Genomic DNA, 15919 nt, shown 5'->3' on the forward strand with positions numbered 1-15919 from the left:
TCACGCGATCGCCCACCACACGGCGAGCCACAAGGCCGCCGTGGCGGCGGCGGCGCCGAGCAGTCTTTCGCGGGCGCCAAGGCGCAGGAACGAAAACGGCGCCGATCCGGCGTCCTCCCGCCGCTCGCCCGCGTCCGATGCCGGTGCGGCGCTCATGCACCCGGTCTCTTGTCCGTCCGGCCGCCGCCGGCGCAGGGGCCGCAGGTGCCGATCAGCTCGATCATGGCGCGCTCGATGGTAAACCCCGTACGCCGGGAGACGCGCCGCACCAGGGCGACCAGCTCCGGGTCCTCGAACTCGACCACCGCGCCGCAACGGTCGCACAGCGCAAAGGCGGGGCGGTCGTCGTGATCCTCCTCGCAGCAGGCGACGAACGCCTTGATGCTCTCGATGCGATGCACCAGCCCCTTCTCGCGCAGGCCCTCAAGGGCGCGGTAGACGGTGAGCGGCGCTCGAAAGCCCTTGTCGCGCAGCGCGTCGAGCAGCTCATAGGCCGTACGCGGCCCGCGCCCGCGCCGCAGGGCGTTGAGGACGAGCGACTGGTTGCGCGGCAGGTGTCGGACTTGGCTGGCAGGGGCATGGCTTCGGGTCATGATGGTTCTCCCAATAAATGTTATAAAGTTACAGTTGAGCGCTTGTCAATCGGCGGCTGGGCACCGCCGATTTGTCGCCGTGCTCTTGCCAGCGCGGGCCGCCCGGGTGAAGACTGGGATAGACCGAAATCCACCTGATCTGAATGGGATTTCGGTCCGATCTATTTGGTTGAGCATGTTCTTGTCGCAAAACCGGTTCCCACTTTTGCGGAACATGCTCTAGGGGGCTACCGTGCCATGGCGCTTGCGGGCGAATTGATCATTGTCGGGATTGTGGCGCTTCTCGCCAGCGCGGCGCTGACCGGGCTGGCGCTTCGCGCGCTCAGCAGATACGGCGTCTACGACCAGCCCAATGCCCGCTCGCTGCACGCAACCGCGAAGCCGCGCGGCGGTGGGGCGGCGGCGGTGCTGGTGGTGCTGGCGCTGTGGGCCTGGCTCGACTGGCCGCTCGACCGCGGCGATGCGGTGCCGATCGGGGCCGCGCTCATTCTCGCCGTCATCGGCGCGCTCGACGACCTCAAGGAGCTCGACTGGAGGCCGCGGCTTGGCGCGCAGGCTTGCGCCGTCGCCTTTGCCGTCTTCGCCGGACCTTGGAGCCCGGTCATTCTCGGGGGTGAATTCGCCTGGCTCGACCGTGCCCTCGTGGGTCTCGCCCTTCTGTGGTTCGTCAACCTCTATAACTTCATGGATGGGATCGACGGGCTGGCGACCTCCGAGACGGCAATCGTCTGTCTTGGCGTCGTTGCGGTCGCGGCGGTTGCCGGGCTCGGGGGCGGGCTTGGCGCGAAGGGCGCGGTCTTGGGCGGCGCGGCGCTTGGCTTCCTCGCCTGGAACTGGCATCCGGCGCGGATCTTCCTCGGCGACGTCGGCAGCGTCACGCTCGGATTCCTGGTCGCCTGGCTCTTGATTGAGCTGGCGCGAAGCGGTGCGCTCGCTGCCGCCATAATCCTGCCCGGCTTCTTCCTATTGGATGCCAGCGCAACGCTGATCCGCCACACCCTTTGCGGAGTGCCCTTCTGGCTGCCGCACAGGGATCACGCCTATCAGCGCGCCGTCCAGGGGGGCATGAGCCACGCCGGCGTCGTCGTCCGGATCGCCGGCCTCAACCTCGCCCTCGTCGCCCTTGCCCTTTTCTCTCTTGCCGCGCCGTTTTTCGCCCTCGTTGCGGCCGCGGCCGCGACGGTCGGCCTTTGGACATGGTTGTCGACGCGCGGAGGGGACGATCAGTCGCTGCGGTAAAGCGCGAGGAAAGCGCGGGCGATGGTCTCTTCGTCGAAGCCGCCGTCCTCGACCCGCCTTCTCGCATTGCGCCCCATCTTCAAGCGCAACTCAGGCGAATCAATCAATTCATGCAAGGCTTCGAGGAGGGCCCGCGAGTCGCCAGGTGGGACAAGACGGCCAGTCTCGTCGTCGATAACGATTTCACGGCAGCCGGCAACATCGCTGACAACCGCCGGCACCGCGCTTGCCGCTGCCTCCAGCAGAATGCGCGGCAGCCCCTCCCCATAGCGCGTCGGCAGGCACAATATGTCCATGCGCTGCAGCAGGCTCGGCATGTCGGCGACATGGCCGAGAAGCACTACCCCGGTACCGGCGCTCAGGCCTTCAAGCTTGCTTTGGTCGATGGAATCGCGATTGCCGGGGTCTGGCTCGCCAGCGACGGAGAAACGGGCCGGCGGCCAGCCTTCGTCCCGTGCCTTGCGGAGATAGGACCGGGCGGCGCCCAAGAATTCGATGATGCCTTTTTGCCGCAGCAGGCGGCCGGCGAAAAGCACCGTCGGAGGCTGCGCCTCCTTGACGTCGCCAGCCGATCTAGGCGCGAAACGGGAAAGGTCGATGCCGGTGCCGCGCAGTATGACTGTGTTTTCCGGCGTGACGATCTTGCGGGCAATGAAGAAATCCCGGTCGGCCATATTTTCGAAGCTCGCCACGGCTTTGCGGTGGCGGCGAAAGAAACGCCGCAACAGGGCGATGACCGTGCGCTTTCGCAGACCCGGCCACAGCCCACGAGGATCGGAAAAGATCCGGCCAAGCCCGGGAAAGGTAACAATCAAGCGCCGGTCCGTGTCCGCGGGCAGTGCCGCCAGCGTCACCAGCGCTGCCTTCATGGTGATCGCGTGGACCGCATCGGGGGCCAGCGCGCGGGCCAGGCGGCGCACGGCAAGCGCGGCGCCGAGGTCGGCAAGCGGCGCCAGACGCCGGCGGGTGATGACGAGGGGTTCGTAAATGAGCCCAAGCTGGGAAAGGGCGGCCGGATTGATATCGGCGCTTGCCGCGACATGCACCTCGAAGCCGTCGCCACGCGCTAGTAGCGCTGGAGCCAAGCGATGATTGATGAAATAGGCCAGCGAATTGCAACAAATGAGGAGGCGCCGCGGCTTCATCAGGCGGGAATCCGAGTCACCGCCTGCGCAGCGATGCCTTGCATCTGCCGTTCGCGTCGTTCAAGCGCCAGAACCAAGACCAGAAGGGCGCCGATCAGTGCCACCCACCAGCTTTGCCAAAGACCATGACCGACGACGCTGATCGCATAGATGGTGGCGATCAGGGACAAGGCTGCGATCCGCGTTGCGGGAGGCATGGCGTTGATGCGGTAGACCACCGCGATGAGCACGGCGCAGAACAGACCGATACCGATGGCGCCGAGCTCGAGCCAGATCTGCAAGATTTGGTTATGTGAGTGGATGGCGACGATGGGCGTGATCTTCAGTTCCATCAGGGTCTGCGGGTCGACATGGTCGAGCACGGCGCGCGTACTCCCTATACCCCAGCCATGCCACGGGCGGAGCGGAATCAGCTGCGCGTGCTCGCGCCAGATTGCCAGACGCTCGGCAGCGTGGGCGTCGGCGAGCATGGCAATCAGGCCGGCGGGGATCGCCGATTGCAGAAACGGCAACAAGAGGGGCATGAGCAGCGTCAAGAAAACGCACGCAAAGGCAACGATGAATATGGCGGTGGGCCAGGAAAGGGTGGCCAAGAGGAAGCTCGCCGCGGCGACCAGAACGGCCAGCTTTGCGGTCTCGCTGGCGGTCATGAACACCGCCCCGATCAGCGGCAGGCACAGCCCAGCCCTGAGCGCCAGGCTGTACCGGCGGTGAGCCATGATGAACGGCAGCAGCAAGGCTAGGATGAGCGCAATGCGGTGGAATTGGCGGTCGGTGAGACGGATACCCAAGAGGGTGCCGACCTGCGGGTATGTGACAATGAGCAGGGCGGTCAGAGCCGCGCACAGCACGGTTATGGCGCTCATGAAACGCATCGAGCGGTCGCCGGAAAGCCGCTCGGTTGCCGCGACGGCCAACAAGAAGACGGTGGCGGCGACCATCGTCAGGGTCTTGAACAGGCGCGTGGCTGAGACCTCAGGCACCGGAGACCACAGGCACGACAAGTCCACCCAAATCAAGAACAGACCGGCTGTCACCGCCAGCGGCGAGCGAACGAGCGCCGGCACGATCGAAAAAATTGCCTTGTAGTCGCGAAAGCGCGTGAAGAGCAGAACAAGGGCAATTGCCATCAAGCAAGCCGCGGCGGACTGCGGGAACAGCAGCGTTGCCGGCGGCAGCAGCAGGACAACCCGTTCGTCTGCCGTCAAGCTCCACTTATAGTAATATTTCTTTGCAAGGCTTGAGAGCATAAGGAATTGAGCAGGGCCGATACATAGATCACACGGAGTTTGTTGCGTTCGTAGTCGCCTTACGGAAACTTATGCTCACAAAAATGATCATATTGAAAGCATTTCCAAGGGCACTCAGCCATCTTCCGCCAATGCCTCCCGATGCAGCCGGGCTGACTCCTCATTGAAGCAGCAGAAGATGACCCGTGGCGGCGCCTTGGCATCTATCAGATAGCCGCGTACCGCGCCGACCGCCACCGTCGCTGCGTGCCGCGATGGAAACCGGTAAGCGCCGGTCGAGATAGCGGGAAAGGCGACCGAGGCGAGACCATTTTCCACTGCCAAGGAAAGGGAACTCCTGTAGCAGCTGGCTAGAAGATCATCCTCTTTGGAAGTGCCGCCGCGCCACACCGGGCCAACGGTGTGGATCACGTAGCGGGCTGGCAAGCGGTGGCCGGACGTCAGACGGGCCTCGCCGGTCGGACAGCCGCCAAGGCGGCGGCATTCCTCGGCAAGCCCAGGCCCGGCAGCGCGGTGAATGGCGCCATCCACGCCGCCGCCGCCAAGCAGACTCGTATTGGCGGCGTTGACGATCGCATCGACGGCGAGCTTGGTAATGTCGCCGGTCAGGACCTCAAGGACAAGCACGGGCGCGGCTCCCGCTGGCGCGTTGGAAGAGCCGCGATTATAGCGAATTAGGGGTGGGAAAGGGCGGCGATATCGGCCGCCCCTCCTTTACTGGGCGATGCGCAGGGTACTCAGATCGACGCCGATTTGGTTGAACACCGCGACAAGCTCCGATCCATTGCTCGGCGTGTACGCCATCTCGGGGTTGGTGGCGCAGTTGCGCAGCAGCGTGCGAGTGACGTTGTCATCGATGCCGAAGGCGACCGTATAGATCAGAATTCCGTCCGCCTTGACGTTGGTGCAGGCTTCCAGCGTGCGATCGTTCATCCTGGCGACCAGGGTGCTGGTGCTTCTCGTGGGCGGGCCAAGCCGGCCGTTGCGGGCATATCCAAACGCCGAATACATGGACATATTCGGGGAATTTTTCCCGCGATGGGTGTTGGCACCGTCGGTCATCAGCACAATGGCCTTGATCCAATCCCTGTCGTTGCTCGGGACGCCCTCCGTGAACGGCTCTTTATTCGAGATGACGCGCCAACCCCACATCACGCCTGACTGGATGTTGGTCATGCCGTTGGCATCCATTCGGTCGAGCGCGGCCGTGATGACAGACTTGGTGCTCGTCAGCGGCGTGATTGGAGTCGTGGTACAGTTGTGGTTGGGCCCGTAGTCGCCACTCGCGCGGACGCCGGAATAATACTTGTCGACATTCATCTGGGCTTCGTCCCAGGTCATGCTCGACCCCGAGCAGCTGCTGCGCCTTCTACGACCACCTCCACTACTGGGATCGTCGCAAAGATAGTTGTTCTCGGCGGCGCTCTCATCGTCCGGCTCGTCGGGCGCGAACATGGGTACGAAATAGGATGCCGGATCGCTCGGCGCCGGCGTGGTGTCCTGCACATCGAGCGGATAGGGCCGCATTTCGACGCAGCCTGCCCAATCGGCATTGGCGATGTTGTCGTAAATGTCGAAGCGGCTGACGTTTTCATCGAAATTTTCGCTATGGACGGGCGAGATGCCGGTCGAATCGATCCACGAGGCGTTGCGGTATCCGGAGCCGACATTGACCGACGCGGCGAAGGGAGCGATGCCAACCTTCACCGCCTCGCTGACGGATTCCCCTTTGAAAAAAACCTCGACCAGATTGTCGGCGGCGGTGCGCAAATCGCGGATCTTCGAACCGGCCATCGAGCCGCTATTGTCGAGGACCATGGAAATCTCGAATTTGCGGGTCCCGGTTACCGTCTGCGACATGGCGCTGAAATTCATCTTGTCGATTCCGAACAGTGACATGAAGAACGTGTTGACCTCACCGTCCGCCTGCAGCGTCACAATGCGCTCGTCGCCCTGAATGTCGATGCTCGCCAGTGTAGCCGTATGTTTGAGGCTGAGATTGTTGGCGAACATTTCCTGCGCCAGGTCCTGAAGCTCTTCCGTGCTCCGTTCGCCGATGGAGCGGTTGACCGCGAGGGAGGTCGCATCCAGCGCTTCCTGGACGCGCAACTTGGTGCGGTAGGCGTTTGAATAGTCGATAGCGGAACCGATCATGGCGATCATAGGAATGATCAAGATCGCGAACATTGTCGCGATGTTGCCCGATCGGTCGGTGCTCAGACGAGAAAGCTGCGCGGCAAGCGCCTTCAGTAGCGATTTGGCGGCGGTCATGTGGATACTCCCAACGCAACACGAACCAGGTACACTGCCATAGCAGAAACTTGTTACAGATCAGTCAATCCACCCAACAGCTGTGGTTCCTCACCGGGCAATGTGCAAATTGTTCAGTTCCCCGGGTCTGGAACGCTACGACTATGCACAACGCACGGGCGAGCAGTCTCACCCGACAATAGACATATGCGCGTTAAAGTCGGTTCTACATTTTTGGTCGAATTGAAATTAGTATCCTTAATGATTTGTTGGGCTTAGAAGCGCGTCGGTGAACATCGAAAGGGGTCGAGTTGACAAGCCCTGCGCGGAACTGGCAGTGACTTGAGCGCGACGGTGTGTGCGGGCGTGGGCGGGTATTTGCGTCGCGTTGCGGAATGGAACCCATGAGCTATCAGTCTTCGCTTCAAGGGCGGCGCAAATCAGTGGCCGTGCGCGTCGGCGACGTCGTAATCGGCGGCGATGCGCCGGTCGTCGTCCAGTCGATGACCAATACCGACACCGCCGATATCGAGGCGACGGCGAACCAAGCAGCGGCGCTCGCCCGCGCCGGCGCCGAGATCGTCCGCATCACGGTAGATCGTGAGACAGCGGCGGCCGCCGTGCCGCGCATTCGCGACCGGCTGGCGCGGATGGGCGTCGACGTGCCGCTCGTCGGCGACTTCCACTATATCGGCCACAAGCTTCTCAGCGCTTATCCGGCAGCCGCTGAGGCGCTCGACAAATACCGCATCAATCCCGGCAATGTCGGCTTCAAAGACAAACGCGACCCGCAATTTTCGCAACTCGTGGAGATTGCGCTGAAATTCGGCAAGCCGGTGCGGATCGGCGTTAATTGGGGCAGCCTCGACCAGGAGTTGCTGACCCGGCTGATGGACGAGAACGCACGCGCCACGGCGCCGAAGAACGCGGCCGAAGTGCTGCACGAGGCGATCGTTCAGTCGGCTCTCCTTTCGGCGGCACGGGCGGAGGAAATCGGCCTTGGGCGGGACAAGATCGTCATCTCGGCCAAGGTCTCGGCAGTGCAGGATCTGATCAAGGTCTATGCGGCGCTTTCCGAACGCTGCGACTATGCCCTGCATGTCGGCCTTACCGAGGCCGGGCTCGGCAGTAAGGGGATCGTTGCATCCGCGGCGGCGCTCGCGGTGCTGCTGCAGCAGGGTATCGGCGACACGATCCGCCTGTCGCTGACGCCGGAACCGGGCGGCGACCGGACACAAGAAGTGCGGGTTGCCCAGGAGCTCCTGCAGGCGATGGGGCTGCGGTCCTTCGCGCCCGTCGTTACCGCCTGTCCGGGCTGCGGGCGCACCACCAGCACGGTGTTCCAGGGGCTTGCCAAGGAAATCGAGAATTTCGCCCGCCAACGCATGCCGGAATGGCGCACGCGCTATCCCGGCGTGGAGACATTGACCCTTGCCGTCATGGGCTGCATCGTCAACGGCCCCGGGGAATCCAAGTATGCCGATATCGGCATCTCGCTGCCCGGCACCGGCGAGGCGCCGGCCGCGCCCGTTTTCATCGACGGAAAGAAGATCATGACCCTGCGTGGGCCGACGTTGGTGCAGGATTTCAAGGCGCTCGTCGAGGACTATGTGGAAAAGCGGTTCGGCGGGCGGCCGGTGGAGGCTCCCGACAAGCCTATTTCCGGCGCCTCATGACGAAATCGGCGACGGCGGTGAGCGCTGCCGCCGCCTCGCCGAATGGCTCAAGCTGGGACTTGGCCTCGGCGATGAGGGCGTCGCGGCGCGCGCGCGCGGCGTTTGCCCCGAGCGCGGCGATCAGCGTTGCCTTGCCAGCGGCCGCATCCTTGCCCGTCGCCTTGCCCATTTCGCCGGGCGTCGCCTCGCAGTCGAGCAAATCGTCGCCGATCTGAAAGGCGGCGCCGAGGGCTTGTCCATAGCGGCCGAGACGCGCGCGATCGGCGGTGGCGGCGGCGCCAAGAATCGCGCCGGCCGTCGCGGCATAGGCGATCAGCGCCCCGGTTTTCATCGCCTGCATTCGCATGACTGCGGCTTCGTCCTCGTTCCTCGCGGCGGCGTCGAGGTCGAGCATCTGGCCGCCGGCCATGCCGCGGGCGCCGGCGGCACGGGCGAGATGAAGAACGAGATCGGCGCGAATGCCGGCGTCATGATGAGTGCGCGGACCGGCGAGTATCTCGAAGGCAAGGGTCAGAAGCGCGTCGCCGGCGAGGATTGCCGCCGCCTCGCCGAAGGCGATATGGGCCGTCGGCCGGCCTCGGCGCATATCGTCATCGTCCATGGCCGGCAGATCATCGTGCAGTAGCGAATAGCAGTGCACGCATTCAAGAGCGGCCGCGACGCGCAGCACGCCGACCCCGTCAACCCCGAACAGCCGCGCCGAAGCCAAGACCAGAAACGGCCTGATCCGCTTGCCGCCAAACAGGCCATGTCGCATCGTGGCCAATAGGTGCGCCGGCGTCTCATCCGCGGTCTCGGCGACGATGCCTTCCAGTACGCCTTCGACCCGTGTGGCCGCTTTCTTCAATTCGGTCTCGAACCCCATGCCCGCCCTTGTATCCCGGGGCTCCCGCAGGCAGCAAGACGCGGCCGTCAACGGCAGGGCAATATGTGGCGACGTTGCACAAACTGCCGGCTGCGTGTACCCACCCCGACATGGGGCGAAAGGCAATGACCGCGCGTCCGCGTGCGCGGCGTCGACGCGGTACGGCTCTTGCGCGCAACGCGCGCCGGTTCGCCATTGCATTGGCGGTGCTGATCGCGCTGCCCTTCCTGCTTGTCCCCGTCTATGCCGTCGTCGATCCGCCAGTTTCCGCGCTGATGCTGTGGCGGCTTCTGGAGGGGCGCGGTATCGCCCATCAATGGGTCGATCTTGAGGACATCGCGCCGGTCCTGCCAGCCACCATGATCATGACCGAGGATGGCCGTTTCTGCACCCATCACGGCGTCGACTGGGAGGCGGTTCAACAGGTGGTGGAGGAAGCGAGCGACGGCGGCGAGCCGCGCGGCGCGAGCACCATTCCCATGCAGACGGTCAAGAACCTGTTCTTGTGGCCGTATCGTTCCTACGCCCGTAAGGTGTTCGAGGTGCCTCTTGCCTATTGGCTCGATCTCGTCTGGAGCAAGCGGCGGATCATCGAGGTCTATCTCAACATGGTTGAGCTCGGCCCTGGCATCTATGGTGCTCAGGCAGCGGCCCGGCACTTTTTCGGTAAGGATGCAAGAAACCTGACAGCACGCGAGGCAGGCTTGCTCGCCGCCGTGTTGCCCAACCCGATTGCCCGGTCGGCGGGTCGACCAGGGCCATTGACGCGGCAACTCGCAATGCGCGCTCAAGAGCGCGGCCGGATCGCTGGCGCCTATGTCGGCTGCATCCAATAGAAAGGCTTCTCTGCAAATCGGATCGTGCGCCATTGCCGTCAGGGAGGTCGTGGTCTTGGTTTACGTTTACGCGCGCGGGTGGGCGCGGGCATAGACCTCCAATAGGTGCCGCTCGTCGACCTCGGTATAGATTTGCGTCGTCGACAGGCTGGCGTGGCCCAATAGTTCCTGGATGGTGCGCAGATCGCCGCCGGCGGAAAGAAGGTGAGTGGCGAAGGAATGGCGCAGCGCATGCGGCGTGGCGCTGTCCGGCAGGCCGAGGACCGTGCGCAGCCGTTCCACCGTCAGCTCGACGATGCGCGGCGACAAGCGTCTGCCTTTGGCGCCGATGAAAAGCGGACCGTCTGCGCTCAGCGCATGGGGGCAGAGGTCCAGATAGATGCGGATCGCTTGACGCACGGCGGGCAATACCGGCACCAGGCGCGTCTTGCCGCCCTTGCCGGTCACCCGCAGCATGTCGTCGCGCTGGGGCAGCGGCGCGTCCTTGAGGTTGAGGCCCAGCGCTTCGGAAATACGCAGGCCCGATCCATAGAGGAGGGCCAGCACGGCGGCGTCCCGGGCGCCAATCCAAGGTTCGACGCCGGGGCCGACATGGGTTTCGGCCGAGGCGAGCGCCCGCGCCTTGACGGCGGAAACCGGCTTCGGCAGTCCGTGGCGCCGTTTCGGCGGGCGGATGGCGTAAACGGCAGCCGAATCCGCAAGGCCGGCGCGCTCCAGATAGCGGTAGAAGGAGCGCACGGCAGAAAGCGTCCGCGCGAGGCTGCGGCCGGTGATGCCCTCCATGCGCCGTCGGGCGAGGAAGGCGCGCACATCCGCCGGGCTAAGCGCAGCGAGGTCGCTAAGACGTGCAGGTCCGCCCAGATGTCCCCGTAGGAATTCGAGGAATTGCCGCAGATCGCGTGCATAGGCGGCGCGCGTTGTTTTGGGCGCGCGGCGCTCGTCGCTCAGATAGGCAAGCCATTGATCCGCCATCCGCGCGGCGTCGGTCGCCGCCATGACGAACGCGCTCTGCCGCTCTTCTCCCATCCGCTCGTGCTCCTTCGATGCCGCCCACCATTGTGACGCGCGAAGGTTGACGAGACGATACCACGGTCGAGAGGATGCTCCTAAGTGATCGACTGGCCGGTCTTGTTCCAGTCGGCCATGAAGGTGGCGATCCCCTTGTCGGTGAGCGGGTGGTTGACCAGACCCTTGATGATGGAAGGCGGGATGGTCGCGACGTCCGCGCCGGCAAGTGCCGCGAGCTTCACCTGATTCGGAGAGCGGATCGAAGCGGCCAGGATCTCCGTCTTCAGCACCTCATAATTGTCGTAGATGGCGCGGATCTCGCCGATCAGCTCCATGCCGTCGAGGCCGATATCGTCGAGCCGGCCGATGAAAGGCGACACGAAGCTGGCGCCGGCCTTGGCGGCAAGCAGCGCCTGGTTGGCCGAAAAGCACAAGGTGACGTTGACCTTGGTGCCGGCCTGGGTGAGCGTCCTGCAGGCTTTCAGTCCGTCCCAGGTGAGCGGCACCTTGATCGCCACATTGTCGGCAATCTTTGCCAATTCTCGGCCTTCCTCGATCATGCCGTCGGCGTCGGTCGCCGCCACCTCCGCGCTCACCGGCCCGTCGACCAAGGCGCAGATTTCGCGGATCGTCTTCTTGAAGTCGCGCCCGGTCTTGGCGACCAGCGACGGGTTGGTCGTGACGCCGTCGATCAGCCCGGTCTCGGCCAGATCGCGTATTTCGTCCACGTCGGCGGTGTCGGCAAAGAACTTCATGGTCGCCTTTCTCGCTCAAGACTCCGGTTTGCGCGGTGGCGCAACCGGCGCGACCATGCCATTCCTTGTCCAGCCGATCAATCGCAACCCATAGCAGACGCCCGTCGATTTCGAAACTTGATGAATCGCTCGACCGATCCGATTGTCTCCGTTTTGCTGCCATTGGCGATTCCGGCGCCTTATTCCTATGCAAAAAGGGATATCGCCGACCTTGTGCCCGGCGACGTGGTCGAAGTGCCGCTGGGCCCGCGTCTCGTCATGGGTGTGGTCTGGGACGAATCGGTAAGCGGGGAGCCGGTGCCGGCCGGCAAATTGCGCGCCGTTGAACGGCTTCTGTCACAACGCCGGATCCCGACCGAGATGCGCCGCTTCGTCGACTGGGTCGCCGCCTATACGCTGTCGCCGCCGGGGATGGTGCTGCGCATGGTACTGCGTTCCGAACTGGCGCTCGCTGATCCAAAGCCGCGCAGCGGCATCCGCTACGCCGGCGCTAAACCGCAGCGCATGACGCTCGCGCGGCAACGCGTGTTCGCCGTGCTCGAAGATGGCTTGGCGCGGACCAAGCGCGATCTTGTCGAGACGGCAGCTGTCAGCCCGAGCGTCGTCGACGGGCTCGTCGACCAGGGCGTCTTGGAGAGCGTGCCGTTACCGCCGGCCGCTCCCTTTGCCGACCTAAATCCCGACTACGACGCGCCGATGCTCACAAAAGCTCAGGCTACAGCCGCTCAAGCGCTGCGCGCTGCGGTTAAGGCCGACGCCTTTTCCGTCACCGTGATCGACGGCGTTACCGGCGCCGGCAAGACGGAGGTCTATTTCGAGGCTGTCGCCGAGGCGCTACGCCAGGGCAGGCAATCGCTGATCCTGTTGCCGGAGATCGCGCTCACAGCCCAGTTTCTAGACCGCTTCGAGGCGCGATTCGGCGCCGAGCCGGCGCAATGGCACTCCCAACTTACCTCAAGCCAGCGCGAGACCACCTGGCGGGCGGTGCATCGCGGCGAGGCACGGGTCGTCGTCGGCGCCCGGTCTGCCCTGTTCCTGCCGTTCGCGGAGCTCGGCCTCATCGTCATCGACGAGGAGCACGACCCGGCCTACAAGCAGGAAGACAGGGTCACCTACAATGCTCGGGACATGGGCGTGGTCCGCGGCCATATCGGCGGCTTTGCGGTGGTGCTCAGCTCGGCCACCCCGTCGATCGAGACGCGCGTCAACGCCGATAGCGGCCGCTACCGGCGGGTGGTGCTGCCGGCGCGCTACGGCGCCCGCGCCATGCCGGGAATCGCGCTGATCGACATGAAGGCTGACCCACCGGAAAAGAACCGCTTCCTGTCGCCGGTGCTGGTCGGAGAGGCGCAATCGGCCGTCGCCGCAGGCGGGCAGGCGCTGTTGTTCCTCAACCGGCGCGGCTATGCGCCGCTGACGCTTTGCCGCGCCTGCGGTCACCGTTTCATGTGCCCGGACTGCTCGGCCTGGCTCGTCGAGCACCGGTTTCGCGGCCGCCTGGCCTGCCATCATTGCGGCTTCACGGTTGCCGCGCCCAAGGCCTGCCCTGCCTGCGGGGCGGTGGACGCGCTCGTTGCCTGCGGGCCCGGCGTCGAGCGGGTCGCCGAGGAGGCCCGCGAGCTTTTCCCGGAAGCGCGCCTCACCATCCTGTCAAGCGATCTCGTTTCCGGCCTAGCCGACATGCGCCAGCGCTTCGCCGACATCGCCCAAGGCCAATACGACATCGTCGTCGGCACCCAGCTCATCGCCAAGGGCCACCATTTCCCGCTGCTGACGCTGGTCGGCGTCGTCGACGGCGATCTCGGCCTTGGCCAGGGCGACATGCGGGCGGCCGAGCGCACTTACCAGTTGCTGCACCAGGTGGTCGGCCGCGCCGGCCGCGGCGAGACCCCCGGCCGCGGCATGATCCAGACCTATCTGCCCGAGCATCCGGTGATGCAGGCCTTGGCGAGCGGCGAGGAGGAGGCCTTCTACAAGGCCGAGATCGCGGCGCGCGAGCGCCACCGCCTGCCGCCCTTCGGCAGGCTTGCCGCGCTCATCGCCTCGGGCCACGACAAGGAGCGGGTGACGGCCTTCGCCCGCCGCCTGGCGCGGCTGGCGCCGGCCGCGCGGGGCGTCGAGGTGCTGGGACCCGCCGAGGCGCCGCTGGCGCTGGTGCGCGGCCGCCACCGCTGGCGCCTGCTGGTCAAGGCGGCGCGCACGGTCGATCTGCAGGCCTATCTGCGCACCTGGCTCGCCGCCGCGGGCGAGCCGAAGGGCGGCGTGCGCCTTGCCGTCGATATCGACCCGTACAGTTTTCTTTGACGAACGGCGCACGTGCCGGCAACTCCGAAGAACAGGAGATTCCCGGTCCCGAGAATGCCTGCCCTGCGACAATCCACGCATCTGCGAAGCCTCGCCTCGTGTTGCCAGGCTCCGACCTCTATGCTAGAGGGGGCTGGCTTCGCAAAGCGCCGTGCCGGAGCGCGGCGCTTTCGTATAGAAATACTCTATTTTTTCAAGGGCTTGCTTGGGGGCTCCGGCCCTCGTGGCCAGGGCACTTGAGCATATCAGAGAGCATCGCACGTGGCTGATGGGCAATCCATCGTAACTGGGATGGCGGGGCGCTACGCCAACGCCCTGTTCGAACTGGCCCTGGACGCCAATTCGCTCAACCGGGTGATGTCCGAACTCGACGCATTCGCCGCTCTGCTCGATGAGAGCGAGGACCTACGGCGTCTGGTCAGGAGCCCGGTCTTTTCCTCCGACGAACAGGCACGGGCGCTGTCGGCCGTCCTGAAACGCGCCGAGATTGCGGGCCTGACGGCCAATTTCCTCGGACTCGTGGTCAAGAATCGGCGGCTTTTCGCCGTCGGCGACATGATCGACGCTTTTAGAGCGATCCTTGCCGATCATCGCGACGAGACCACCGCCGAGGTTACCTCCGCGCAAGCCCTCGATCGCGGCGAGATGCAGGCGCTCAAGGCGGCGATCAAAGAGGCCATGGGAACCGACGTCGTGGTCAACGCTAAGGTCGATGCAGGCCTCATCGGCGGGCTGATCGTCAAGGTCGGCTCGCGGCAGATCGACACCTCGCTGCGCGCCAAGCTCAACAATCTAAATATCGCATTGAAAGAGGTCGGCTGATGGATATTCGAGCCGCGGAAATCTCCACAATCCTCAAACAGCAGATCAAGAATTTCGGCAAGGAGGCGGAGGTCACCGAAGTCGGCCAGGTGCTCTCGGTTGGCGACGGAATCGCCCGCGTCTACGGCCTCGACAAGGTTCAGGCCGGCGAGATGGTCGAGTTTCCCGGCGGCATCCGCGGCATGGCGCTGAACCTCGAGGTCGACAATGTCGGCGTCGTCATTTTCGGCTCCGACCGCGACATCAAGGAGGGCGACACGGTCAAGCGCACCGGCGCCATCGTCGAGGTGCCGGTCGGCAAGGCGCTGCTCGGCCGCGTCGTCGATGCGCTCGGCAACCCGATCGACGGCAAGGGGCCGATCAACGCCAAGGAGCGCCGGCGGGTCGACGTCAAGGCGCCGGGCATCATCCCCCGCAAGTCGGTGCACGAGCCGATGGCCACCGGCCTCAAGGCCATCGACGCGCTGATCCCCATCGGGCGCGGCCAGCGCGAGCTGATCATCGGCGACCGCCAGACCGGCAAGACCGCCATCATCCTCGACACCTTCCTCAACCAGAAGCCGATCAACCAGGGCGACGACGAGAGCCGCAAGCTCTATTGCGTCTATGTCGCCGTCGGCCAGAAGCGCTCCACCGTCGCCCAGTTCGTCAAGGTGCTGGAGGATAACGGAGCCCTCGACTATTCGATCATCGTGGCCGCCACCGCCTCGGACCCCGCGCCCATGCAGTTCCTGGCGCCGTTCTCCGGCTGCGCCATGGGCGAGTATTTCCGCGACAACGGCATGCACGCGGTGATCGCCTATGACGATCTGTCGAAGCAGGCGGTCGCCTACCGGCAGATGTCGCTCTTGCTGCGCCGCCCGCCCGGACGCGAAGCCTATCCCGGCGACGTGTTCTACCTGCATTCGCGCCTGCTCGAGCGCGCCGCCAAGCTCACCGAGGAAAACGGCGCCGGATCGCTCACCGCCCTGCCGGTGATCGAGACCCAGGCCAACGACGTGTCGGCCTACATCCCGACCAACGTGATCTCGATCACCGACGGTCAGATCTTCCTCGAGACCGACCTGTTCTACCAGGGCATCCGGCCGGCGGTGAACGTCGGCATCTCGGTGTCGCGCGTCGGCTCGGCAGCCCAGATCAAGGCGATGAAACAGGTCGCCGGCACCATCAAGGGCG

Annotated in this window: 15 protein-coding genes; 6 read left to right on the forward strand and 9 right to left on the reverse strand. The window is 64.8% G+C overall.

All coding sequences use genetic code 11. The features are described from left to right. Positions 1-156, reverse strand: a complete 156-nt coding sequence (locus Q8P46_00095; protein MDP2618570.1) for a hypothetical protein — start codon at positions 154-156, stop codon at positions 1-3. After that, positions 153-593, reverse strand: coding sequence for a Fur family transcriptional regulator (locus tag Q8P46_00100; protein ID MDP2618571.1), 441 nt, complete (start codon positions 591-593; stop codon positions 153-155). Before Q8P46_00100 ends, Q8P46_00095 begins: the two co-directional genes overlap by 4 nt. Before the next feature lie 237 nt (positions 594-830). Between Q8P46_00100 and Q8P46_00105 the strand changes: the two genes are divergently transcribed. After that, positions 831-1832, forward strand: coding sequence for a glycosyl transferase (locus Q8P46_00105; protein ID MDP2618572.1), 1002 nt, complete (start codon positions 831-833; stop codon positions 1830-1832). On the opposite strand, the gene Q8P46_00110 is transcribed toward Q8P46_00105, so the two are convergent. The 4 genes from Q8P46_00110 to Q8P46_00125 form a co-directional block, all read right to left on the reverse strand. Next, a complete protein-coding gene (locus Q8P46_00110; GenBank protein MDP2618573.1) occupies positions 1817-2977 on the reverse strand; it encodes a glycosyltransferase family 4 protein in 1161 nt (386 codons plus the stop codon). The two genes, Q8P46_00105 and Q8P46_00110, sit on opposite strands and share 16 nt — an antisense overlap. After that, a complete protein-coding gene (locus Q8P46_00115; protein MDP2618574.1) occupies positions 2977-4185 on the reverse strand; it encodes an O-antigen ligase family protein in 1209 nt (402 codons plus the stop codon). Before Q8P46_00115 ends, Q8P46_00110 begins: the two co-directional genes overlap by 1 nt. Before the next feature lie 156 nt (positions 4186-4341). Next, positions 4342-4854: an O-acetyl-ADP-ribose deacetylase gene (locus Q8P46_00120; GenBank protein ID MDP2618575.1), complete on the reverse strand. Its 513-nt coding sequence runs from the start codon at positions 4852-4854 to the stop codon at positions 4342-4344. Positions 4855-4941: 87 nt separating this feature from the next. Further along, positions 4942-6498 (reverse strand): pilus assembly protein, encoded by a 1557-nt coding sequence (locus Q8P46_00125; protein MDP2618576.1) that lies wholly within the window; start codon positions 6496-6498, stop codon positions 4942-4944. A gap of 383 nt (positions 6499-6881) precedes the next feature. On the opposite strand from Q8P46_00125, the gene ispG reads away from it, so the two are divergent. Further along, the gene (ispG, locus tag Q8P46_00130) at positions 6882-8153 is read left to right on the forward strand and encodes a flavodoxin-dependent (E)-4-hydroxy-3-methylbut-2-enyl-diphosphate synthase (protein MDP2618577.1); all 1272 of its coding nucleotides are present in this window, start codon (positions 6882-6884) and stop codon (positions 8151-8153) included. On the opposite strand, the gene Q8P46_00135 is transcribed toward ispG, so the two are convergent. After that, the gene (locus Q8P46_00135; protein ID MDP2618578.1) at positions 8134-9018 is read right to left on the reverse strand and encodes a polyprenyl synthetase family protein; all 885 of its coding nucleotides are present in this window, start codon (positions 9016-9018) and stop codon (positions 8134-8136) included. The two genes, ispG and Q8P46_00135, sit on opposite strands and share 20 nt — an antisense overlap. Before the next feature lie 125 nt (positions 9019-9143). Here Q8P46_00135 and mtgA point away from each other — a divergent pair, with 125 nt between their 5' ends. Beyond that, complete coding sequence (gene mtgA, locus Q8P46_00140) at positions 9144-9854, forward strand: monofunctional biosynthetic peptidoglycan transglycosylase (protein MDP2618579.1); 711 nt, start codon at positions 9144-9146, stop codon at positions 9852-9854. Positions 9855-9920: 66 nt separating this feature from the next. On the opposite strand, the gene Q8P46_00145 is transcribed toward mtgA, so the two are convergent. Then, positions 9921-10850 (reverse strand): tyrosine recombinase XerC, encoded by a 930-nt coding sequence (locus Q8P46_00145; GenBank protein ID MDP2618580.1) that lies wholly within the window; start codon positions 10848-10850, stop codon positions 9921-9923. Between the two features lie 110 nt (positions 10851-10960). Then, positions 10961-11617, reverse strand: a complete 657-nt coding sequence (gene fsa / locus Q8P46_00150; GenBank protein ID MDP2618581.1) for a fructose-6-phosphate aldolase — start codon at positions 11615-11617, stop codon at positions 10961-10963. A 120-nt stretch (positions 11618-11737) separates the two neighbouring features. On the opposite strand from fsa, the gene Q8P46_00155 reads away from it, so the two are divergent. The 3 genes from Q8P46_00155 to atpA all read left to right on the forward strand — a co-directional run. Next, positions 11738-13921, forward strand: a complete 2184-nt coding sequence (locus tag Q8P46_00155) for a primosomal protein N' (GenBank protein ID MDP2618582.1) — start codon at positions 11738-11740, stop codon at positions 13919-13921. A gap of 261 nt (positions 13922-14182) precedes the next feature. Beyond that, on the forward strand, positions 14183-14743 hold the full coding sequence (locus Q8P46_00160) for a F0F1 ATP synthase subunit delta (GenBank protein MDP2618583.1): 561 nt from the start codon (positions 14183-14185) through the stop codon (positions 14741-14743). Next, positions 14743-15919: F0F1 ATP synthase subunit alpha (gene atpA / locus Q8P46_00165; protein ID MDP2618584.1), on the forward strand; the 1177-nt coding region annotated here is incomplete at its 3' end. The genes Q8P46_00160 and atpA, both read left to right, overlap by 1 nt.

The sequence above is a fragment of the Hyphomicrobiales bacterium genome, assembly GCA_030688605.1.
Taxonomy (GTDB): domain Bacteria; phylum Pseudomonadota; class Alphaproteobacteria; order Rhizobiales; family NORP267; genus JAUYJB01.

Bases quoted from the DNA above. Each gene is read 5' to 3' on its own strand.
- Q8P46_00095 (MDP2618570.1), bottom strand. From the start codon at position 156: ATGAGCGCCGCACCGGCATCGGACGCGGGCGAGCGGCGGGAGGACGCC.
- Q8P46_00100 (MDP2618571.1), bottom strand. From the start codon at position 593: ATGACCCGAAGCCATGCCCCTGCCAGCCAAGTCCGACACCTGCCGCGC.
- Q8P46_00105 (MDP2618572.1), top strand. From the start codon at position 831: ATGGCGCTTGCGGGCGAATTGATCATTGTCGGGATTGTGGCGCTTCTC.
- Q8P46_00110 (MDP2618573.1), bottom strand. From the start codon at position 2,977: ATGAAGCCGCGGCGCCTCCTCATTTGTTGCAATTCGCTGGCCTATTTC.
- Q8P46_00125 (MDP2618576.1), bottom strand. From the start codon at position 6,498: ATGACCGCCGCCAAATCGCTACTGAAGGCGCTTGCCGCGCAGCTTTCT.
- ispG (MDP2618577.1), top strand. From the start codon at position 6,882: ATGAGCTATCAGTCTTCGCTTCAAGGGCGGCGCAAATCAGTGGCCGTG.
- Q8P46_00135 (MDP2618578.1), bottom strand. From the start codon at position 9,018: ATGGGGTTCGAGACCGAATTGAAGAAAGCGGCCACACGGGTCGAAGGC.
- mtgA (MDP2618579.1), top strand. From the start codon at position 9,144: ATGACCGCGCGTCCGCGTGCGCGGCGTCGACGCGGTACGGCTCTTGCG.
- Q8P46_00145 (MDP2618580.1), bottom strand. From the start codon at position 10,850: ATGGCGGCGACCGACGCCGCGCGGATGGCGGATCAATGGCTTGCCTAT.
- fsa (MDP2618581.1), bottom strand. From the start codon at position 11,617: ATGAAGTTCTTTGCCGACACCGCCGACGTGGACGAAATACGCGATCTG.
- Q8P46_00155 (MDP2618582.1), top strand. From the start codon at position 11,738: ATGAATCGCTCGACCGATCCGATTGTCTCCGTTTTGCTGCCATTGGCG.